Source organism: Streptomyces sp. NBC_01235 (assembly GCF_035989285.1).
Lineage (GTDB): Bacteria > Actinomycetota > Actinomycetes > Streptomycetales > Streptomycetaceae > Streptomyces.
This window is the reverse complement of record NZ_CP108513.1, coordinates 8,637,931-8,657,412: the sequence shown is the minus strand read 5'-3', so window position 1 is coordinate 8,657,412 and position 19,482 is coordinate 8,637,931. Positions and strand designations below refer to the sequence as shown.

Here is a 19,482-nt window from a genome sequence, read left to right as displayed (position 1 = left end):
GCTTCCGTAATCGCTTCCGTCTGCGCTGTCCGTGTCCGCGTCAGAGGTTGGTGAGATCCACCGGGATCCTCGCCTCGACGCCGTCGCGCAGGACGGTGGCCTCGATCAGGCCGTACGGGCGGTCGGCGGCGAAGTAGACCGCTCCGTCGGCGGTGGCGTTCTTCAGGCCGAACGGCTCCAGGTCCACCAGGAAGTGGTGCTTGTTGGGGAGCGAGAAGCGGACCTCGTCGATCTCGCCGCGGTGGTCGATGATCCGCGAGCCCATCTGGTACAGGGTCTGCTGGAGCGACAGCGAGTACGTCTCGGCGAAGGCCTGGAGCATGTGCTTCCTCGTCTGCTCGTAGGACTCCTCCCAGTCCGGCATCCGCTGCTCGTCGTCGGACCAGTTGAAGCGCCAGCGGGCGGAGACCTGCGTGGCCAGGATGCGGTCGTAGGCCTCGGGAAGCGTCGTGTACTTGTCCTTGACGTAGCCCCAGAACTCGGAGTCGGTGGAGTTCATGACCACCAGGTCCTTCAGCCCCGAGACGACCTCCCATGACGATCCGTCAAAAGTGATCTGGGTGAGGCGGGTTTCCTGTCCCTGACGGACGAAGGAGTGCTTGCTCTCAGGGGTCTCGATCCGCTCCCAGGCGTACTCCTCGATGCGGATCCGGGCCGTCCTGATCGGCTCCTGACTCGTCACGAAGTGACGGGCGAGGTGGATGCCGAACTGCTCGGCGGACTCGATGCCGTGCTCCTTGGCGAACGCGTACACCGTGTTCTTGGTGGTGTCGGTCGGCAGGACGTTGGCGTTGGAGCCGGAGTAGTGGACCTCGTCCATGTCGCCGCTCAGCGACACCGACACGTTGAGGTCCTTGATGTGATGGGTGGCGCCGTCCCGCGTGATCTTGACGACTCGGTTCTCGGCCTTGCCGTACTGGTTCTGTCCCAGGATGGGCATGTAGCTAGCTCCCTCGGTATACGGAGTAGCCGAACGGGTTGAGCAGCAGCGGTACGTGGTAGTGCTCGCCGGGCACGACGGCGAAGGTGATCGCCACCTCCGGGAAGAACACGCCTGTGGCACCGCTGTCCCGATTCGCGGGGGCGTCCTGCTGCGTATCGGCCTTCTGGTTCGCGGAATTCTCGAAGTACGCCTCGACCGCGAAGTCGAGCCGCACGTGGGTGGTCCCCTCCGGCAGTGCCGGGAGATCCTTGCACCGGCCGTCCGCGTCGGTCTCGGAACCGCCGAGCGCCTGCCAGTCTCCGCCCTGCCCGTAGTGGGCGGACCCGCCACCGCGGGCCGCGAGCCGGACGGCGACACCCTGGGCGGGGCGGCCGACGGAGGTGTCCAGGATGTGGGTGGACACCGAGGCGGTGGTGCTGGTGCTCATGGTGGGTCTCAGTCCTCTTCGACCAGTCGGGCGAGCCGGATACGGTTGATCTTGCCCAGTTCGGTGCGGACGATCTCCCGCTCCCGCTCCGGCGTGTTGCCGATCCGTTCCCTGACCGCGTCCCGCATCTGCTCGCCGGTGCGACCGGTGGCGCAGATCAGGAAGACATGGCCGAACCTCTCCTGGTAGGCCAGGTTCAGTTCGAGCATCTCCGCCTTGAGCTCCTCGGAGGCGCCGGCCATGCCGCGCTGTTCGCGGGCCGAGGTCGGGTCGCCGGGCGCGGGGCGGCCGATCGGGGGGTGGCCGGCCATGGCCTCCGCGAGGTCCGCGGCGGTCAGGGCGGCCATGGCGGCGTCACTCGCGGCGTACAGGTCGTCGGCGGTGGTGTAGGGGCGGGCCGTGAGCAGTCGGTTCGCCCACTCCGTGGAGGCGCACGCCTCGTGGAGGTCGGCGAGGGCCGCGGACTCCTCGAGGTCGTTGAACCGGGCCAGGCCCGGGGTCGGGGAAGTCGAAGTCACGGGAGCCTCCGTGGCCGCGATACGGCCTTCGTGCTTGAGCGGGCTGCGTTCAGCTAACGCCCCTCCGCGACACCGCGTCAACACTTTGTTGAAAATTCCGGGTTACGAAAGTCGGTGGCCCCCTCCCGACGCCCGCGCACCCCCGAGGGACCGCTCAGGCCCCCTTCTCCCGGTTGAGGTAGTTGTAGACGGTGAAGCGGCTCACCCCGAGCGCGCTCGCCACGGTCTCCACGCCGTGCCGTACGGAGAAGGCGCCGCGCGCCTCGAGTATCCGTACGACCTCCTGCTTGGCCTTGCGGTCGAGGTCGGCGAGGGGCTTGCCCTTCTTGCGCTCCATGGCGGCCAGAATGTGATCGAGGGAGTCCGCGAGCTGAGGCAGGCGTACGGCGACGGTCTCGACGCCCGCCCAGGCCAGGACGACGTCGTCGGCGCCGGCCTCGTCCGGCGGGAGCATCTCCCCGCCCATCGCGTCGACCAGAGGCTTCACGGCCGCGATGAAGGCCTCCTCGCCGGCACTCACTCGCCCTCCCCGAGGACGTTGACCTGAAGGGAGATGCGGGTGGCGCCCGCGCCGAGGGACTTGCGCAGCAGGGCGTCCACGGCGGCGAGCACCGCGTCGGCCGCGCCCTCCGCGGTGTTGCCGAACGGTCCGACGTCCACCGCGTCCAGGTCGGCCGCCTCGATCACCTCGCGGGCGACCAGCGCGTGCGCGGGTGCCTCGTCGAGGTCGAAGGGCTCGGTGGTGAACTCCACTTTCAGTCGCATCGCGCCCCACACCTCTCTGAACAGGACCGGGCCGTCGGCGCCCGGACCCCGACCTTAACGGACCCGGCGGAGCATCACGCCGGACTCGGGATTCCGCCTCAGCCGGGGAGGCAGCGGCAGCTCGGGGCCGGGTCCCGGCCGTCGGGCAGGCAGGCGCCCAGCGCGGCCCCACGGGCGGCGGCGAGCCGGCCCCGGCGGACGGCGGGCGGCGCAGCGGAGCGCTCCCTCCCGGGCGCGCGCAGCCGTGGAAACCCTGCCCCGAGAGTCCGGCGGCCTGCGCTCTTCGTGCGTGCCGTCGGGCTTCGGCGTTTCCGCGCCCCCTTGACAAGCCAGGAGAGCGAGCGGCAATCTTCCAATAGACAGAAAATAACTTCCGCATTACGGAAAAAGCCGACACGGGAGGGAGCGCGGAACCCCATGGGCTTCGAAGACCAGCGCTTCAACGTCAACCTGTCGATCCTCTTCACGGAACTCCCGCTCCTGGAGCGTCCCGCGGCAGCCGCCGCGGCCGGCTTCACCGCGGTCGAGCTGTGGTGGCCCTGGATCGACTCCCCCACCCCCGAGCGGTCCGAGCTCGACGCCCTGAAGAAGGCGATCGAGGACGCGGGCGTACAGCTCACGGGCCTCAACTTCTACGCCGGACAGCTCCCCGGTCCCGACCGCGGCGCCCTGTCCCTGCCCGGCGAGGAGTCGGAGCGGTTCCGCGCCAACGTCGACGTGGCCGCCGACTTCGCGCAGTCCCTGGGCTGCACGGCGCTCAACGCCCTGTACGGCAACCGCGTCGACGGCGTGGACCCGGCCGAGCAGGACGCGCTCGCGCTGGAGAACCTGACCCTCGCGGCCCGGGCCGCCGGCCGGATCGGCGCGATCCTGCTGATCGAGGCGCTGAACCGGTCCGAGTCCCCGCTGTACCCGCTGGTCAGCGCACCGGCCGCGGTCGGGATCGTCGACAAGGTCAACGAGGCGACGGGGCTCGGCAACGCGAGGTTCCTGATGGACCTGTACCACCTGTCGATGAACGGCGAGGGCCTGCCGTCGGTGATCGAGCGGTACGCGGCGAGGACCGGCCATGTGCAGATCGCCGACAACCCGGGCCGCGGCGCGCCGGGCACGGGGACGCTGCCCCTGGAGGAGCTCCTCGACCAGCTGAAGAAGTCCGGATACGACGGCTGGGTCGGCCTGGAGTACAAGCCGGGCGACCGACCGAGCACCGAGGCCTTCGACTGGCTGCCCCGCTGACCCCCGTACCGAGAGGCACCCCCATGAGCGACGCACTCGCAGACCCCTCCCGCCCGACCCGCCAAGATCCCTCCCGCCCGAACCTCCCCGCGATCGCCTGGATCGGCCTCGGCATCATGGGCTCCCCCATGTCCGAGAACCTGATCAAGGCGGGTTACGACGTCACCGGCTTCACCCTGGAGCAGGACAAGCTGGACCGGCTCACGGCCGCCGGCGGCACCGCGGCGGCGTCCATCGCCGAAGCGGTCCGCGACGCCGACGTCGTGATCACGATGGTGCCGGCCTCCCCGCAGGTCGAGGCCATCGCGTACGGCCCGGACGGCATCCTGGCCCACGCTCGGCCCGGCACGCTCCTGATCGACATGTCCTCGATCACCCCGCAGACCTCGGTCGACCTCGCGCGGGTGGCGAAGGACAAGGGCGTCCGGGTGCTCGACGCCCCCGTGTCGGGCGGTGAGGCCGGTGCCGTCGAGGCCGTGCTGTCCATCATGGTCGGCGGCGAGCAGGCCGACTTCGACGAGGCGAAGCCCCTCTTCGAAGCCCTCGGCAAGACCATCGTGCTGTGCGGTCCGCACGGCTCCGGCCAGACCGTGAAGGCCGCCAACCAGCTGATCGTCGCCGTGAACATCCAGGCCTGCGCCGAGGCGGTGGTGTTCCTGGAGAAGTCGGGCGTGGACCTGAAGGCGGCGCTGGACGTCCTGAACGGCGGGCTCGCCGGCTCGACGGTGCTGACCCGCAAGAAGGACAACTTCCTCGCCCGCGACTTCGAGCCGGGCTTCCGGATCGACCTGCACCACAAGGACATGGGCATCGTCACGGACGCCGCCCGCAGTGTCGGCGCGGCCCTGCCCGTCGGCGCGGTGGTCGCCCAGCTGGTCGCGAGCCTGCGAGCGCAGGGCGACGGCGGGCTGGACCACTCGGCCCTGCTGAGGGCCGTGGAGCGGCTCTCCGGCGCCCGGGTCTGAGCCCACCGCGAGAACTCGCCCGGGTCTGAGCCCACCGCGAGGACTTCCGGGCCGCGGCGCCGCCGACATCTGTCCTGTCGCGCCCAGGCGGCACCGCGGCCCGGAATCAACATCGACGAACCATTGGCGTCCGCCTCACCCCGGCCCAGGGTGTGGAGGAGGCGGTCCACGCGCGCGCGGACCGACCGTACAAGCGGCTCGCACCAGCCGAACGGCCCGGACGAGGGGTGACCGGTCGGCGGCGTGCGGGCAGGGCGAGGGCCGCGGCGGCGTGTGAGCCAGTGCGGTGGTGAAGGACCCGAGCCGCCCTTCTCGATCTGAGGGAAGGCGGGCCCGGTTCCGTCGTGCCCGCCGCGGTCCCTGCCGTACCGAACCCCGTCCGGCGGCGCGAACGTCCCCTCGCGCTCAGCCTCGCGCCGTCGGACGGCCATACCCGCACCCCATATCCCAGCGCTCCCCGTCGGCCGGACCGACGAGGGGGCGCCGCGCGGGTGCCCCTGCTCCCCGCCCGGCGTGCGGATCCGCCCCGTCCGCAGGAGTCTGAGGGCATGGGCAATCCGACGCAGTTCCCGCACATCGTGGTCCATGCCCCGGCCCTGGACGGATCCCGCCGGGTCACCTCGGGCGACGCCGTTCTCGGGGTCGCCTCGCATCTCGACGACGTCGTCGAGATCCTGCGTCTGGCCGACCTGGACCAAATCGAGGTGGAGGCGAGCGACCTCATCGAATGGCAGGGCGGCGGCCCCGAGGACTGGCCGGGGCTGTCGGAGCCGCACGGGGCGTAGGGGCGGCCAACCTCAAATCAACCTCTGAACCTGGCTCAGCAGGCTTCAACCGCCCCCGGGGCAGGGCACATTGTCGTCACGCGGGGCCCGCCGACACGGGGGCGGCGGGCTCCGCCACTGGGGTGATGACATGAGCGGTGGTACGCCGGTCCGGCTGGAGCCGACCAGGCCGCCGCCCACTGGAAGAAGATCGTGCGCCTCGCCCTTCCCGGCAGGCGCTGACAGGCGAATACCGACACGCGCCAAGGTGGCGTCAGGCGGGCTGCGGGGCGGGCGTTGCCGGAGCGGCCGCGACCTTGCGGGTCTCGCGCATTATCAGCAGGCCGTTGACCACCATCAGTGTCGCGGTCAGGCCGTGGACGCCGAGCGCGGTGGCCACGGAGCCGTGGTGGGCCAGCACGGTGGACATGTCGCCGTACGCGGCGAGGGCCTCCACCAGCAGCGCCCAGCCCAGCGCCCGGCGGTGGCCCGTCACCAGCAGGATGCCCAGGACCAGGGCCAAGACGACGTCGCGGATTCCCTTGATGATCAGGAAGCCGTCGCCGTCGCCGGACGGCCAGCTCGGCAGGCCGAAGCCCGGTGCCGTCGTCTCCGGGCTCAGGATGAAATCCACCCCGAACCAGAGGATGAAGAGGATGAAGGCGGCGGCCAGGAAGGTGTTGATCTTCTTCAGCGACATTGTTCTTCTCCTTGCGAGTCTTCGTCAGCCTGGTGAGCTTCGTGGAGCTTGCTGAGTCGCGTGGGGCCTGATCAGGCCGCGCGGACGCGGCTGATCGAGGGGCGCAGTTTGTCGGGATCGCAGTTGTCGGGATCGCAGTTGTGGGATCTGAGCGGCAGCTGCATTCCCGGATGTCGGTATTCGGTGGCCAACTGCCGCCCGGGGAGTGGGGATTGTGCGCCACCGGCGCGGCGTCGGCCCGCGGGGTCAGTGATCCGAAGCCCTGTCGGGCTCACCCGACGGAGCGAAAGCCATCGACATAACGGGGCGAACCAGTGCGTGTCGGGGCGGCTTTGGTATCAGGCGAGGGGGGCAACCGGCTGGGCGAAGGCGGCGATGATGACGGCGACGCGGACGTAGTGGAAGCGGTCCCGGCGGTTCGTCTGCTGCTTCCAGTCGGCGGGCCGCTTGTCAGGGGTCGACGTCCTGCTCCGGTTGTTGATCGGGACCGGCAGCAGGATCGACATGACCACGCTGAGGATCAGCAGCGCGCCGGCGGTGACGACGAGGCCGGGATGAACTGGTCGCTGGAGCGCCCGTTGCGCCCGTGGACGTGACGAAAGAGCCGCTCTGCCGAGCACGGCGCGTCCGAGCGCAGCCACAGTGACATGTCGACGGACAGGACCAGCCGGCCGTCCGGAGAGCGCGGCAGTGGCAGCCCGGCCAGCAGCACACGCAGCCGGTCGACGTCGATGCAGCCCCGGTCGAGATCGCCGTACGGCCCGCCGTGCCGCCGCCGGTGTTCGGGCAGCAGCGTCAGGTCGACCGGTGACGTCACCGGACCGTCCGCGCACATCGCCGCGTCGGTCGCGACCACGAACGCGATCCCGCCACCAGCGAAGCCATGATCCGCTGAGCCGCCATCGGTCTCACGACCCGGTGCCGCCCGGGGTGAGGAGTTCCATGAGATGTCCGTCGGGGTCGCGGAAGTAGGTGCCCCTGCGGCCTTCGGTGTGCTTGCTGTGATAGATCTGCCCAATTTCTTGGCATGCGGGATCGCCGTAGTGGGTGATTCCGCCGTGCTGGATGCGAGCGAGGGCGGCGTCGAACTCCTGCTCGCCGAGCATGAACGCGTAGTGGTGTGGCTCGAAGTCGTCCAGCTGGTCGTAGTCCAGGCTGACCTGGTTGGCCAGCGTGACCGGCGTGAAGTGCGCCACCGGCGGATCGACACTCAGACCGAGGATTTCGGCCAGGAACTGCGCCGAGGCTTGCGGGTCACGGGCGGGGACGATGGTGTGATTCAGTTCCACGGTCATAGTGACTCCTCCTCAGGGACGGGGCTACGCATGGTGGGGTCGGCGTATTCGGGTCCAGACTCTGCAGCTTGGCCGTTCTCGGCACTTGCTCTCGCCATCGGTCAGTGGGTGTCGCCGGCGCCCGCGTCCTGGGGATACCAGCGGAGTTCGAGGCTGTTGGTGTCCGCGTCCTGGATGCAGATGGAGGTGGCGGTGCCGCACTTCGGGCGGACGGCCGAGCGGTTGCGGCTGACGACCGGGTGGGTGAGCCCGCGGGCTCAGGTGAGGGCGGCGACCAGCAGGGCGAAGGCGGCGATGATGACGGCGACGCGGACGTAGTGGAAGCGCTCCCAGCGGTGCAACTGCTGCTTCCAGTCGGCGGGCCGGTTGTCAGGGGTCCACGTCTTGTTCAGGTTGTTGATCGGAACGAGCAGCAGGATCGACATGACCACGCTGAGCATCAGCAGCGCGCCGGCGGTGACGACGAGGCCGGTGCCGTGGTGGTGCCATCCGGCGATGGCCCGGACCACGACGAGGACGAGCGAGCCGATGTACCAGACCGGCATCACGGCGCCGAGCATCCGGCCCCCGTGGGCATGGCCGAGTTGGCCGCTGTCCTCGGGGAGTGCGTTGAGGATCGGGTTCATGACGAAGGCGACGGAGAACTCCACCCCCACCATCACACCGACGATCACGGTGGTGACGACCTCGAGTGCGTTGAACATGATGCCCCCCTGGGATCTAGTGTTGCTAGGTGATGAGGCAACGCTAGTACTGCTGCCGCTCCGTTGTCTAGCGATGCTAGGATCGAATCATGTCGGTACAGGAACGCAAGCAGCGCGAACGGGCGGAGCGTGAGCGCCTCATCGTGGCGACAGCCCGTGAACTCGCCGAGCAGCAGGGCTGGGACGCGGTCACCACCCGCCGGCTCGCCGAGCGCATCGAGTACAGCCAGCCCGTCCTCTACAGTCACTTCCGCGGCAAACGGGAGATCATCGGCGCCGTCGCCCTCGAGGGCGCCGCCGAGCTGGCCGCGGCGGTGCGGGCCGCGACCGCCGCCGCGGACGGCCCGCGCGAGCGGGTCGCCGCCCTCGCGCGCGCCTACCTCGACTTCGCCGCACGCAACCCGGCGGTCTACGACGCCATCTTCCAGCTCGACGGCGGTCTCGCGTACGCGCAGGAGGACACCCCGGAACCTCTCAAGGACGCCTTCGCCGCGCTGCTGGAGAGCCTGGGCGAGGTCGCCGGGGACGGCGTCGACCCGGGGCTGTTCACCGAGGTGTTCTGGGCGTCCCTGCACGGCCTGGCGACCCTGACCCGGGCGGGACGGCTGCCGCCGGAGTACATCGAGCCGAGGGTGGAGCTGCTGGTGGACCGGCTCGCCATGGTCTGACACACCATCCCGGCGGGCACGCAGCCGGGGCCCTCGGGCCCCGCCGCTGCCTGCCCGCGGCAACGCTTCCGGTCACTCGCGTCCCTTTGAGATGCTCCTCGACCGGCTCGTTCAAGCTCAGGCCCGCCAGGGTGCGGTACGGGCGCTCCGCGCCCTGAACCGGATGCGGCGACGCTCCGCGTCGCGACACCCGGATGCGATTCCTCCCTGGCGTGAACGCCGGGGCCTCCTCGCAAGAACCAGGTGAAGGCGCGTACGGACACGGGAAACGCATGCGGAAAAGGGCGGCCTCTCCCCTCCGACGGGCCGCCCCTCTCGACAACGAGGCGCGTCAGACCTTCAGCGTCCTGATCGACGTCGGCGCGTGCCCCGGCTCGGTGGCGAGTTCCTCGAACTCCACGACGTTGCCGATGTCGTTGGTGACGCTCATCGCGATGTTGGTGACGCGCTCAAGGATCGCCTCCACGACGACCGGCACCTGGAACTCCGCGGCGAGCTTCTTGGCCTGCTCGAAGGCGGCGCCCAGCTCGGCGGGGTCCGTCACCCGGATCGCCTTGCAGCCGAGGCCCTCGGCGACCTTCACATGGTCGACGCCGTAGACGCCCAGCTCGGGCGAGTTGATGTTCTCGAATTCCAGATTGACCTGGAAGTCGATGTCGAACGCCCGCTGCGCCTGGCGGATCAGCCCCAGGTAGGAGTTGTTGACGAGGACATGGACGTACGGGATCTTGTGCTGCGCGCCGACCGCCAGCTCCTCGATCGTGAACTGGAAGTCGTAGTCCCCTGAGAGGGCGACGACCTGCGCCTCCGGGTCGGCCTTCGCCACGCCGAGTGCCGCCGGGATCGTCCAGCCGAGGGGACCCGCCTGGCCGCAGTTGATCCAGTGCCGGGGCCGGTAGACGTGAAGCATCTGGGCACCTGCGATCTGCGAGAGGCCGATGGTGGTGACGTAACGGGTTTCCGGGCCGAAGGCCTTGTTCATCTCCTCGTAGACGCGCTGCGGCTTGATCGGGATGTCGTCGAAGTGCGTACGGCGCTGGAGGGTCGCCTTCTTCTCCTGCGCGGCGGCCGCCCAGGCGGAGCGGTCGGGGAGCGTGCCCGCCGCCTTCAACTCCCTTGCCACCGCGACGAAGAGCCGCAGAGCCGCCTTCGCGTCGGAGGCGATCCCGTAGTCCGGGGCGAAGATCCTGCCGATCTGGGTGGGCTCGACGTCGACGTGGACGAAGGTCCGGCCCTTGGTGTAGACGTCGACGCGGCCGGTGTGGCGGTTGGCCCAGCGGTTGCCGATACCGAGGACGAAGTCGGACTCCAGGAAGGTCGCGTTGCCGTAGCGGTGCGAGGTCTGCAGGCCGACCATGCCCGCGTTCAGCTCGTGGTCGTCGGGGATCGCGCCCCAGCCCATCAGGGTCGGGACGACCGGAGAACCCGTCAACTCTGCGAATTCCACGAGGAGTTCGGTGGCGTCGGCCGTGATGACACCGCCACCCGCGACGATCAGCGGCCGCTCGGAGGCGTTCAGCATCCGGATCGCCTTCTCGATCTGCGCGCGCGTCGCGGCCGGCCGGTGGACGGGCAGCGGCTCGTACGTGTCCGGGTCGAACTCGATCTCCGTCTGCTGGACGTCGACCGGCAGGTCGATCAGGACCGGGCCCGGCCGACCGGAGCGCATGAGGTGGAAGGCCTGCTGGAAGACGCCGGGGACCTGCGCCGCTTCCAGGACGGTGACCGCCATCTTGGTCACCGGCCCCGCGATGGAGGCGATGTCGACGGCCTGGAAGTCCTCCTTGTGGATCACGGCGGTCGGGGCCTGGCCCGTGATGCACAGGATCGGGATCGAGTCGCCGAGGGCGGAGTACAGCCCGGTGATCATGTCGGTGCCGGCCGGGCCGGAGGTGCCGACGCAGACGCCGATGTTGCCCGGGCGGGTGCGGGTGAAGCCCTCGGCCATGTGCGAGGCGCCCTCGACATGACGGGCGAGGGTGTGGTTGATGCCGCCGGAGGCCCTCAGTGCCGCGTAGAAGGGGTTGATCGCCGCGCCGGGGACACCGAACGCGCTGGTGACGCCCTCGCGCTTGAGGATCTCGACTGCCGCGCGGGCAGCGGTCATACGAGCCATGGAGTACTCCTGCTTCGCCTGCTTCAGCTGGTTCGGCTGTCGGATTCGCTCTCCCGTCGCGCCCCGCGGTGAGCACCATCGTTTCCGTATCGCGGAAAAGATTTTCTACTATCTGGAAGCAATGTGAGTGGGTGCGCGAAGGTCGTCAAGAGACGGACAAGCGGGGGCCGAAGGAGGACGATGGGGGCCATGCCCGAGAGCGTGCCGGTGCGCTGCCCGGCCTGTCGGCGCGAGCGCCTCTACACCGCGCCCTCCTACCCGTGCGCGTGCGGTGCCCCCGTCACACCGGTGCTCGACCGGCGGACGGCGCCGACGGCCGTCGCGCACCGGACGTGGGACGACGAGTGGGTCGCCCTGCGGTGCCCCGCCTGCGGCCGCCGGGACCAGTGGCCCCGCCCGGAACTGGGCTGCGCATGCGGAACGGTGCTACGGATACCGGTGGCCACCCCGCCCGCCGAGCCTGAGCCCGGGACAGCCGCGCCGTCACCACCGCCCCAGTCGTCGACACCGGCACCGACGCCCGCAGCCATGCCGACGCCCGTGCCCACACCGCGACGGCCCGCGTTCCGGCCCGTCGCCATCCGTACCGCACTCGACGCGGTCACGGCCGCCGCCCTGTACCTGAACTGGCTCGGACACCGGGACATCCGGCGGGCCGACCAGCAGCCCACCTCCGGCATCGGCCTCGCCGCCCGCGGGCTCCTGGCCCAGGTGGACCCGAGCGTGCGCCCGGCCTCGCTGCGGGACGTGGAGTGTCTGTGGCTGACGGCCACGACGGAGTCCGCGGACTGCGTCTACTTCTCGCTCGCCGGATACGCCGACGACGCCCGCGCCCGCGCCGACCAGCTGTGCGTCCCCCTCTTCGTCCTGGACCTCACGGGTACCCCGCAGCCGGTCAACGCGATCGCCGACGCCCTCGGCGCCCGAGGCGATAACCGCTGACGCCCGCACTTCTCACGCAGTTCGATCTTGCGCACCTTCCCGGAGACGGTCATCGGGAAGGCCTCCAGGATCTGGAGCCTGCTCGGGATCCTGTAGTGCGCCGGCCGGCCCTCACAGTACGTGCGCACAGCACGTCCAGCGCCGCCCGGACGGCACGTCGACCAGCGCCTCGCGGTCCGGCCGGCGGTCCGCCGCCCGGTCCAGGTTGGCCCCGATCGTGTCCCCGAGGAGCGCGGTCGCGCGTGTCCCGTGCGCGTACGAGACACCCGGCGCCGGCGCGTACGGGGCGCCCGACGCCGACGAGGACGAGGCATCTGTCCCCCGCGAGGACGAGGGGCCCTCCCCGTGCGTGAGCGACGCACCCTACCCATGCGTGAGCGACGCGTCCGCTCCGTGCGTGGGCGTCGACCCGTTCACCGGAAGTCCTCCTCGCGGTACTCCGCCGTCGAGCCCCCCGCCGTCGCCTCGCGCAGCTCGATCCGGCGGATCTTGCCGCTGACGGTCTTGGGCAGCGGCGCGAACTCCAGGCGGCGGACCCGCTTGTAGGGGGCGAGGACCTGGCGGGAGTGCTCGAACAGCACCTTGGCGGTGTCGGGGCCCGGCTCCCAGCCCTCGGCGAGGACGACGTACGCCTTGGGCACGGCGAGGCGCAGTTCGTCCGGGGCGGGAACGACGGCCGCCTCGGCGACCGCCTCGTGTTCCAGCAGCGCGCTCTCCAGCTCGAAGGGGCTGATCTTGTAGTCGGAGGCCTTGAAGACGTCGTCGGCCCGCCCGACGTAGGTGAGGTAACCGTTCTCGTCCCGGCTGCCGATGTCGCCGGTGCGGTAGTAGCCGCCGGCCATCGCCTCCGCCGTACGGTCGGCGTCGCCGTGGTAACCGGTCATCAGGCCGACCGGCCGCGCGGACAGGTCGAGCGCGATCTCGCCCTCCTGCGCGCCGGGCGCGCCGGACACCGGGTCGAGGAGCTCCACCCGGTAGCCGGGGCTCGGGCGGCCCATCGAGCCGGTCTTCAGTTCCTGTCCGGGGCTGTTGGCGATCTGCACGGCCGTCTCGGTCTGCCCGAAGCCGTCCCTGATGGTGACGCCCCAGGCGCGGCGCACCTGTTCGATGACCTCGGGGTTGAGGGGCTCGCCCGCGGCCACGGCCTCCCGGGGCGGGGTGCGCAGTTGGGTGAGGTCGGACTGGATGAGCATGCGCCAGACGGTGGGCGGGGCGCAGAAGGTCGTCACCCCCGCCCGGTCCATCTCCGCCATCAGCCGGGCCGGGTCGAAGCGGGTGTAGTTGTGGATGAAGACGGTTGCTTCGGCGTTCCACGGAGCGAAGAGGTTGGACCAGGCGTGCTTGGCCCAGCCGGGCGAGGAGATGTTGAGGTGCACGTCGCCGGGCTTGAGCCCGATCCAGTACATCGTGGCGAGATGCCCGATCGGATACGACGTGTGGGTGTGCTCCACCAGCTTGGGACGGGCGGTCGTGCCGGAGGTGAAGTACAGCATCAGCGGGTCGTCGGCGAGGGTGGGGCCGTCGGGGGTGAAGCCGGCCGGTGCGGCGTAGGCGTCCTCGTACGACTGCCAGCCCTCGGGGGCGCCGCCGACCGCGATGCGTGTGTAGTCGCCGGGGACCTCGTCGAACTTGGCGGTGTCCTCGGACCGGACGAGGACGTGCCGGACCCGGCCGCGCTCGACACGGTCGGTCAGGTCGGCGGGGCCGAGCAGCGGGGTGGCCGGGATGACGACGGCGCGCAGTTTCATCGCGGCCAGCGCGGTCTCCCACAATTCGGCCTGGTTGCCGAGCATGACGAGGATCCGGTCCTCGGCGCCGACCCCGCGTCCGCGCAGCCAGTTCGCGATCCGGTCGGAGCGCTCCGACAGTTCGGCGAAGGTGAGACGCGTTTCGGAACCGTCCTCTTCCACGATGTGCAGGGCGGTGCGGTCGTTGCCGTCGGCGATGGCGTCGAACCAGTCGAGGGCCCAGTTGAAGTTCTCGGGGCGGGGCCACTCGAAACTCTCGTAGGCGGTTGTGTAGTCCTCGCGGTGTTCCAGCAGGAAGTCGCGGGCTCTGCGGAAACGCCCCGTCACCGTCGTCATCTGTCCTCTGTCCTCCTTGCCGGGTCGGTCGTTCACCGCCGGGGCGCGCTCAGCCGGTGCGCCCTGCGGTTCACTCCCGTGGTGCCGGACCATTGCCGGGCGGCTCTCTGTCATCGTGTAATCCGTGGTGCAGGTCTCACTACCCCCGAACGGGGGTGTGCGCTACCAGGCCGCACGGAAAGGGCGAGAACGTGGCAGCAGACGCGGCCGGAACGGTGGAGATGCGCGGCGCGCTGGCACAGCTACGGCGCACGACGGGACTGCCGGTCGCCTTCGGCGGCCTGGTGGAGCCGGGGCGGCAGCGGATGCGGATCAGCGAGTTCAGCGGCGCGGCCGGTCTCGCGCTGCGCCGACTGGCGGTGACCTCGGGCAACGGCCTGGGCGGCAAGGCCGTCGCGCTGGCCCGCCCGTGCGCCGTGACCGACTACTCCCTCTCCCGGCAGATCAGCCACGAGTACGACGCGGCCGTCGCCGAGGAGGGCCTGCGTTCGGTGCTGGCGATCCCGGTGGTCGTACGGCGCCGGGTGCGCGGGGTGCTCTACGGCGCCCTGCGCACGGCGCAGCCGCTGGGCGACCGCACGCTGACCGCGGCCGTGCAGGTGGCGCGGGACGTGGAGCAGTCCCTGGTGCTCGGGGACGAGGCGCGCGACCTGTTGTCGGCGGCCCGGCCGGGCGTCACGAGCGGAGCACCGGGCGCGGGCGCGGGCGCGCAGGCCGACTGGGAGCAGGTGCGCGAGGCGCACGCCGCCCTGCGCGCTCTGGCCCCCCGGATCGCCGACCCGGCCCTGCGCGCCGAGCTCCTCGACGCCTGCGGGCTGCTGGCCTCGGGGACGCCGAAGGAGTCGGCGGCCCAGCGGGTCGTCCTGGCTCCGCGTGAACTGGATGTGCTGGCGTGTGTGGCGGCGGGGGCGACGAACGCGGCGGCCGCCGAGCGGCTGGGACTGCGCCCGGAGACGGTCAAGGGCTATCTCAGGTCGGCGATGCGCAGGCTGGGCGCGCGCACGCGGGGAGAGGCGGTGGCCCTGGCCCGCAGGGCGGGTCTGCTGCCGTAGCGAGGGGCGCGCAACACGCCTGTAGCGCGGACCGTGCAGGATGCCGGGAAGCACCGATCACATCAAGCCAGGGAGGTCCCTCACGACAAGAGACCATTCACTCGCCGCCGCCATGAATTTCCCCATGCGTCACGTTGTTATATCCCTCACCACGCCGTGTCTCCGAATTTCAAAGAGACGGTGCCTAGAATTTGGCCCGGACACGACACTCGGAGGGGAGCGGTGACCGTGCGACGGGACTTCAAGGAGCCTGCCAGATGCCGCCCCGACCTGGTCATCGGCAGGGAGGAGCTGTTCACGGCCGCCCGTGAGCAGCTGACCCGCGGCGGCAGTGTGCTGCTGCACGGCCCCGCCGGAATAGGAAAGTCGACCGTGCTGCGGGCATTGACCGCGGATTACGGCGAGGCGGCACGCACCGTCCTGCGCTGCTCGGCGACCGAGTCCGAATCCCACCTCCCCTTCCTGGCCCTGGCCGACCTCTTCGGCCTGGTCCTCGACGAGATCTCGGACAAGTTGCCCGCCGCCCAGCGCACCGCCCTGGAGTCGGCGCTCACCGGCCGCGGCGAATCGACCCTGCAACGCGACGGCCTCGCCCTGCGCCTGGCCGTGCTGTCCGCCCTGCGCGCCCTCGCCGCCGCAGGGCCCGTCCTGCTCGTCGCCGACGACCTGCAGTGGCTGGACTCGGCCAGCGCCGAACTCCTCGGCTTCGCCGCCCGCCGTCTCGGCGACACCCCCGTCCAGTTGCTGTGCGCGGTGCGGACGGAGGGCCAGGAGTACGACCGTCATCTACGCGCGTCCCCGCCCGACACCCTCGCCGTCCGCCTCAACCCCCTCTCCCGCGCCCAGGTCTCCACGCTGCTCGACCACCGCGGCTACCCCGACCTGCCCCGCTCGACGATGCGGGAGATCCACCGCACCAGCGGCGGCAATCCCCTGTTCGCCCTGGAACTGGGCCGTGCCCTCGGCGAGAATCCGACGCCGCCGCGTCCCGGCGAGCCCCTGCCGGTGCCGACCTCGCTGCGTGCCCTGGTGCTCAGCCGCCTCGACATGCTCTCCGACGAGGCCCGCCGCACCCTGCTCGTGGCCAGCGCCGGCGCCCGCCCCACGCTGGCCCTGCTGCACGCGGCCGGCCGGGAGAACGCCGAGGCCGAGACCGCGCAGGCCGCGGCCCTCGGGCTGCTGGGGACGGAGCCCGAAGGTCCGGCCGTAAGGTTCGCGCATCCGCTGATCTCGGCCGCGCTGTACGCGGAGGCGCCCGCGCAGGAGCGCCGGGCCGCGCACGCCGCGCTGTCCACCGCCGCCTCCGACCCGATCGAGCGCGCCCGCAACCTCGCTCTGGCCACCACCGGCACCGACCCGGAGGTGGCCGCCCGGCTCGCCGAGGCCGCGGCGCTGGCCCGCGACCGCGGCGCGCCCTCGGTCGCCGCCTCGCTCGGGCTGCTCGCCGCCCGCCACACCCCGCCGGACGGAGCCCCCGCCCCGGACGACCGCAGACTCCAGGCCGCCGAGGACGCGATCACCGCCGGTGAGGTGGACCTCGCCCGGGACATCGCGCGCGAGGTGCTGACCCGGGCGACCGTGCCTGCCGAGCGGATCCGGGCCTGGGAAGTGGTGATCGAGGCCGCCGGACAGTCCCTCGGCGAGGTCGACGCCGTCTTCCCGCAGGCCCTCGCCGACGCCGGTGACGACCCGCGGCTGCTCGCCCTGGTCCACTACCGGCTGGCCTGGCGCAAGCTGATCGTCGAGGGCGACTTCTCCGAGGCCCGGCAGGAGGCCGCGCACACGGCGGAGCTGGCCGCGCGCGGCGGCGACCGGCGCACCGAGCTGATGGCGCTGTCCTTCCAGTCGTCCACCGAGACCCTGATGGGCCATCCGAACGCCCCCGCGACCATCAAGCGTGCCCTGAAGGAGCCTCAGGACCCGTACGTGGCCTGCCATCACAACGGCGTCGGCGCGGCCCGGTTCCGCTGGCTGCTGATGAGCGACCAGCTGCCCGAGGCCCGGTCGACCATCACCGCGCTGCTGCGCGAGGTGCGCCGGCGCGGCATGGTCGAGAGCGAGGTGCACTTCCAGCGCTTCCTCGCCGAGACGGAACTGCGCTCGGGGCACTGCGGACGCGCCCTCGACCTGGCCCGCGAGAGCCTCAGGCTGGCCCGCGACTCGGGCATCGGTCTGGGCGCCTCCGCGATGCTCGCCTCCCTCGCCGAGGCCTCCGGCGGTGACGTCGACCGGGCGCTGGCGCTGGCCCGGGAGGCGGCGGAGCACGCCGAGGAGGACGGCGACCAGATGTACGTCTCCCGCGCCCTGGCCGCCCTCGGCCACGCCCAGTTGGTGGCCGGGGACGCGGCGGGCGCGGTCGGCTCGCTGCGCCGGGTGCGGGAGCTGGAGCAGGGCCTGGGCATCACCGACCCGGCGCGGGGCCGCTGGCAGGGCGACCTCGCCGAGGCGCTGGTGCAGGTCGGCGAGCCGGGCGAGGCGCAGGACGTCATCGACGTCACGCGCGAGCACGCGCTCCGGCTGGGCCGGGAGAGCGTCCTGGCCGTGCTGGACCGGTCGGAGGCGATGGTGCGGGCGGCGCTCGGCGACCACGAGGCGGCGTTGTCCCGGCTGACGTCCGTTCAGGACCGGCTCGCCAAGCTGGGGTACGGCCTGGAGGAGGCGCGGGCGGCGTTCGCGCTGGCCCGGCTGCGCACCCTGCGGCCGGGGGCGGGTCCGGGGCCGACGTCGTACGACGAGGCGGCGCGGCTGTTCCGGCGGTGCCGGGCGCTGCCCTGGCTGCGTCAGGTGGACGCGGCCGCGACGGAGGGGCAGGCGCAGCCGGTCGCCGTCGCCCATAAGGCGCCCGCGTCCGACGCCCTCGAAGGCCTGGCCTCGATGGAGCGTCAGGTCGCGGCGCTCGTCATGGAGGGCGCGACCAACCGGGAGATCGCCGCGCGTCTGTTCATCAGCGTCAAGACGGTCGAGGCGACCCTGACCCGGGTCTACCGCAAGCTGGGGATCCGCTCGCGGGTGGACATCGTCCGACTGGCGGCAGGGCGTCACGCGAAGTGAGGAATCCGCGGGTTGACTGCCCCTCAGGGGCTACCTATCCGTAGTGGCTTTCTCCTGGGTTCTCCGCCCCCGCGCGGCGGTTCTCCTGAGCGTCCTCTCGGCAGCGGCTGTGGGTTCCCTGGGGCGACCGAGGGTTTTCCCTGCCTCAACTCCCCTAGGGGGTTCCCTCATTGGGACGAGCGGGTCCGGGTCCTAGCGTAAGGGACGTGCCGCTCGCCCGGGCACACGGGGGTCGGTCCCGCGACCCCCGTGCACACCCCCACACCCGCGCGACCCCCCACCGGCCATCCCCCACCGAGGAGATCCATGTTCGGGCTCAACCGCGCCAAGAAGACCGCCGCCGTCCTCGCGGCGACCGCTGCCGCGGCAGCGACCGCACTGCTCAGCGCCCCCACCGCTGTCGCAGCGCCCCAGCCGATCGTCGGCGGCACGACGACCACGACCACGTCGTACCCGTTCATGATGCAGATCACGGACGCCTCGCAGAACCAGTTCTGCGGCGGCACCCTCGTCTCGGCGACCAAGGTGGTCACGGCCGCCCACTGTATGGTCGGCGAGACCACGAGCAGCGTGCGCGTCGTCGGTGGGCGCACGTACCTCAACGGCACCAACGGCACGGTCAGCCGGGTGAGCAAGATCTGGATCAACCCGGACTACACGGACGCCACCAACGGCGACGACGTGGCCGTCCTGACCCTGTCGACGTCGATGCCGTACACCACGGCGTCCTACGTCTCCTCGTCACAGACCAGCGTGTACGCGGCCGGCACCACCGCCCGCATCCTCGGCTGGGGCACCACCTCGGAGAGCGGCAGCTCCTCCAACCAGCTGCGGACCGCGACCGTCCCGATCGTGTCCGACTCCAGCTGCAAGAGCTCCTACGGTTCGGACTTCGTCCAGACCGACATGGTTTGCGCCGGATACACCTCCGGCGGCACAGACACCTGCCAGGGCGACAGCGGCGGTCCCCTGCTCATCGGGGGCGTCCTGGCAGGGATCACTTCTTGGGGCGAGGGCTGCGCGGAGGCCGGCTACCCGGGTGTCTACACCCGGCTGACCACCTTCTCCAGCCTGGTGACGGCGCAGGTCAACTCGTAGCCGTCCGCGTGACGCACGCGTAGTCACCGCGTAGTCACCGCGTAGCCTGCAAGAACTCCTGAGCACCCCTCAGGGAAAAACCAGGGGGCGCTGCGAGCCTCCACGAGCGGCCCGCAGCGCCCTCTATCCAAGCCCTCACCTCTCACAGGTG

Annotated in this window: 18 protein-coding genes and 2 pseudogenes; 8 read left to right on the top strand and 12 right to left on the bottom strand. The window is 71.2% G+C overall.

Annotated features, from left to right (window positions below; genetic code table 11):
* Window positions 1–40: 40 nt before the first annotated feature.
* The 5 genes from pucL to OG289_RS38930 form a co-directional block, all read right to left on the bottom strand.
* Window positions 41–940, bottom strand: a complete 900-nt coding sequence (gene pucL, locus OG289_RS38950; protein ID WP_327318710.1) for a factor-independent urate hydroxylase — start codon at window positions 938–940, stop codon at window positions 41–43.
* Window positions 941–944: 4 nt separating this feature from the next.
* The gene (gene uraH, locus OG289_RS38945; RefSeq protein ID WP_327318709.1) at window positions 945–1,370 is read right to left on the bottom strand and encodes a hydroxyisourate hydrolase; all 426 of its coding nucleotides are present in this window, start codon (window positions 1,368–1,370) and stop codon (window positions 945–947) included.
* Between the two features lie 8 nt (window positions 1,371–1,378).
* Complete coding sequence (gene uraD, locus OG289_RS38940) at window positions 1,379–1,888, bottom strand: 2-oxo-4-hydroxy-4-carboxy-5-ureidoimidazoline decarboxylase (RefSeq protein WP_327318708.1); 510 nt, start codon at window positions 1,886–1,888, stop codon at window positions 1,379–1,381.
* A 154-nt stretch (window positions 1,889–2,042) separates the two neighbouring features.
* Entirely contained in the window at window positions 2,043–2,354 is a 312-nt protein-coding gene (locus OG289_RS38935) for a helix-turn-helix domain-containing protein (protein ID WP_327320942.1), read from the bottom strand.
* A 50-nt stretch (window positions 2,355–2,404) separates the two neighbouring features.
* Window positions 2,405–2,653, bottom strand: coding sequence for a hypothetical protein (locus OG289_RS38930; protein WP_319344684.1), 249 nt, complete (start codon window positions 2,651–2,653; stop codon window positions 2,405–2,407).
* 417 nt (window positions 2,654–3,070) lie between these two features.
* Between OG289_RS38930 and OG289_RS38925 the strand changes: the two genes are divergently transcribed.
* From OG289_RS38925 to OG289_RS38915, 3 genes are all read left to right on the top strand, one after another.
* On the top strand, window positions 3,071–3,892 hold the full coding sequence (locus OG289_RS38925; RefSeq protein WP_327318707.1) for a TIM barrel protein: 822 nt from the start codon (window positions 3,071–3,073) through the stop codon (window positions 3,890–3,892).
* Window positions 3,893–3,915: 23 nt separating this feature from the next.
* Window positions 3,916–4,857, top strand: a complete 942-nt coding sequence (locus tag OG289_RS38920) for a 2-hydroxy-3-oxopropionate reductase (protein ID WP_327318706.1) — start codon at window positions 3,916–3,918, stop codon at window positions 4,855–4,857.
* Between the two features lie 548 nt (window positions 4,858–5,405).
* Complete coding sequence (locus tag OG289_RS38915) at window positions 5,406–5,642, top strand: hypothetical protein (protein WP_327318705.1); 237 nt, start codon at window positions 5,406–5,408, stop codon at window positions 5,640–5,642.
* Window positions 5,643–5,895: 253 nt separating this feature from the next.
* On the opposite strand, the gene OG289_RS38910 is transcribed toward OG289_RS38915, so the two are convergent.
* The 5 genes and pseudogenes from OG289_RS38910 to OG289_RS38890 all read right to left on the bottom strand — a co-directional run bounded on the left by OG289_RS38910 (window position 5,896) and on the right by OG289_RS38890 (window position 8,320).
* Window positions 5,896–6,321: a DUF4267 domain-containing protein gene (locus OG289_RS38910; protein ID WP_327318704.1), complete on the bottom strand. Its 426-nt coding sequence runs from the start codon at window positions 6,319–6,321 to the stop codon at window positions 5,896–5,898.
* 338 nt (window positions 6,322–6,659) lie between these two features.
* A pseudogene (locus OG289_RS38905) lies at window positions 6,660–6,872 on the bottom strand (anthrone oxygenase family protein); the annotation flags it as partial.
* A pseudogene (locus tag OG289_RS38900) lies at window positions 6,872–7,165 on the bottom strand (transposase); the annotation flags it as partial. The pseudogenes OG289_RS38900 and OG289_RS38905, both read right to left, overlap by 1 nt.
* Window positions 7,166–7,229: 64 nt before the next feature.
* On the bottom strand, window positions 7,230–7,616 hold the full coding sequence (locus tag OG289_RS38895) for a VOC family protein (protein ID WP_327318703.1): 387 nt from the start codon (window positions 7,614–7,616) through the stop codon (window positions 7,230–7,232).
* Between the two features lie 257 nt (window positions 7,617–7,873).
* Window positions 7,874–8,320 (bottom strand): DUF1772 domain-containing protein, encoded by a 447-nt coding sequence (locus OG289_RS38890; RefSeq protein WP_327318702.1) that lies wholly within the window; start codon window positions 8,318–8,320, stop codon window positions 7,874–7,876.
* Between the two features lie 89 nt (window positions 8,321–8,409).
* Between OG289_RS38890 and OG289_RS38885 the strand changes: the two genes are divergently transcribed.
* Window positions 8,410–8,988, top strand: coding sequence for a TetR/AcrR family transcriptional regulator (locus OG289_RS38885; RefSeq protein WP_327318701.1), 579 nt, complete (start codon window positions 8,410–8,412; stop codon window positions 8,986–8,988).
* Window positions 8,989–9,319: 331 nt separating this feature from the next.
* On the opposite strand, the gene gcl is transcribed toward OG289_RS38885, so the two are convergent.
* Complete coding sequence (gene gcl / locus OG289_RS38880) at window positions 9,320–11,104, bottom strand: glyoxylate carboligase (protein WP_327318700.1); 1,785 nt, start codon at window positions 11,102–11,104, stop codon at window positions 9,320–9,322.
* 189 nt (window positions 11,105–11,293) lie between these two features.
* On the opposite strand from gcl, the gene OG289_RS38875 reads away from it, so the two are divergent.
* Window positions 11,294–12,046, top strand: a complete 753-nt coding sequence (locus tag OG289_RS38875; RefSeq protein ID WP_327318699.1) for a hypothetical protein — start codon at window positions 11,294–11,296, stop codon at window positions 12,044–12,046.
* Window positions 12,047–12,459: 413 nt separating this feature from the next.
* On the opposite strand, the gene OG289_RS38870 is transcribed toward OG289_RS38875, so the two are convergent.
* Entirely contained in the window at window positions 12,460–14,130 is a 1,671-nt protein-coding gene (locus tag OG289_RS38870) for an AMP-binding protein (RefSeq protein ID WP_327318698.1), read from the bottom strand.
* Window positions 14,131–14,321: 191 nt separating this feature from the next.
* On the opposite strand from OG289_RS38870, the gene OG289_RS38865 reads away from it, so the two are divergent.
* From OG289_RS38865 to OG289_RS38855, 3 genes are all read left to right on the top strand, one after another.
* Complete coding sequence (locus OG289_RS38865) at window positions 14,322–15,182, top strand: response regulator transcription factor (protein WP_327318697.1); 861 nt, start codon at window positions 14,322–14,324, stop codon at window positions 15,180–15,182.
* A gap of 222 nt (window positions 15,183–15,404) precedes the next feature.
* Entirely contained in the window at window positions 15,405–18,233 is a 2,829-nt protein-coding gene (locus OG289_RS38860; RefSeq protein ID WP_327318696.1) for a helix-turn-helix transcriptional regulator, read from the top strand.
* A gap of 306 nt (window positions 18,234–18,539) precedes the next feature.
* The gene (locus OG289_RS38855; protein WP_327318695.1) at window positions 18,540–19,331 is read left to right on the top strand and encodes a S1 family peptidase; all 792 of its coding nucleotides are present in this window, start codon (window positions 18,540–18,542) and stop codon (window positions 19,329–19,331) included.
* The last annotated feature ends 151 nt before the right edge of the window (window positions 19,332–19,482 follow it).

What these genes read in the sequence shown, in the direction of transcription:
- OG289_RS38930 (WP_319344684.1), bottom strand. Translation starts at nt 2,653, where the DNA reads ATGCGACTGAAAGTGGAGTTCACCACCGAGCCCTTCGACCTCGACGAG.
- OG289_RS38910 (WP_327318704.1), bottom strand. Translation starts at nt 6,321, where the DNA reads ATGTCGCTGAAGAAGATCAACACCTTCCTGGCCGCCGCCTTCATCCTC.
- OG289_RS38920 (WP_327318706.1), top strand. Translation starts at nt 3,916, where the DNA reads ATGAGCGACGCACTCGCAGACCCCTCCCGCCCGACCCGCCAAGATCCC.
- OG289_RS38890 (WP_327318702.1), bottom strand. Translation starts at nt 8,320, where the DNA reads ATGTTCAACGCACTCGAGGTCGTCACCACCGTGATCGTCGGTGTGATG.
- OG289_RS38855 (WP_327318695.1), top strand. Translation starts at nt 18,540, where the DNA reads ATGTTCGGGCTCAACCGCGCCAAGAAGACCGCCGCCGTCCTCGCGGCG.
- OG289_RS38875 (WP_327318699.1), top strand. Translation starts at nt 11,294, where the DNA reads ATGCCCGAGAGCGTGCCGGTGCGCTGCCCGGCCTGTCGGCGCGAGCGC.
- OG289_RS38885 (WP_327318701.1), top strand. Translation starts at nt 8,410, where the DNA reads ATGTCGGTACAGGAACGCAAGCAGCGCGAACGGGCGGAGCGTGAGCGC.
- uraH (WP_327318709.1), bottom strand. Translation starts at nt 1,370, where the DNA reads ATGAGCACCAGCACCACCGCCTCGGTGTCCACCCACATCCTGGACACC.
- pucL (WP_327318710.1), bottom strand. Translation starts at nt 940, where the DNA reads ATGCCCATCCTGGGACAGAACCAGTACGGCAAGGCCGAGAACCGAGTC.
- OG289_RS38895 (WP_327318703.1), bottom strand. Translation starts at nt 7,616, where the DNA reads ATGACCGTGGAACTGAATCACACCATCGTCCCCGCCCGTGACCCGCAA.
- gcl (WP_327318700.1), bottom strand. Translation starts at nt 11,104, where the DNA reads ATGGCTCGTATGACCGCTGCCCGCGCGGCAGTCGAGATCCTCAAGCGC.
- OG289_RS38870 (WP_327318698.1), bottom strand. Translation starts at nt 14,130, where the DNA reads ATGACGACGGTGACGGGGCGTTTCCGCAGAGCCCGCGACTTCCTGCTG.
- OG289_RS38915 (WP_327318705.1), top strand. Translation starts at nt 5,406, where the DNA reads ATGGGCAATCCGACGCAGTTCCCGCACATCGTGGTCCATGCCCCGGCC.
- OG289_RS38935 (WP_327320942.1), bottom strand. Translation starts at nt 2,354, where the DNA reads ATGGGCGGGGAGATGCTCCCGCCGGACGAGGCCGGCGCCGACGACGTC.
- OG289_RS38925 (WP_327318707.1), top strand. Translation starts at nt 3,071, where the DNA reads ATGGGCTTCGAAGACCAGCGCTTCAACGTCAACCTGTCGATCCTCTTC.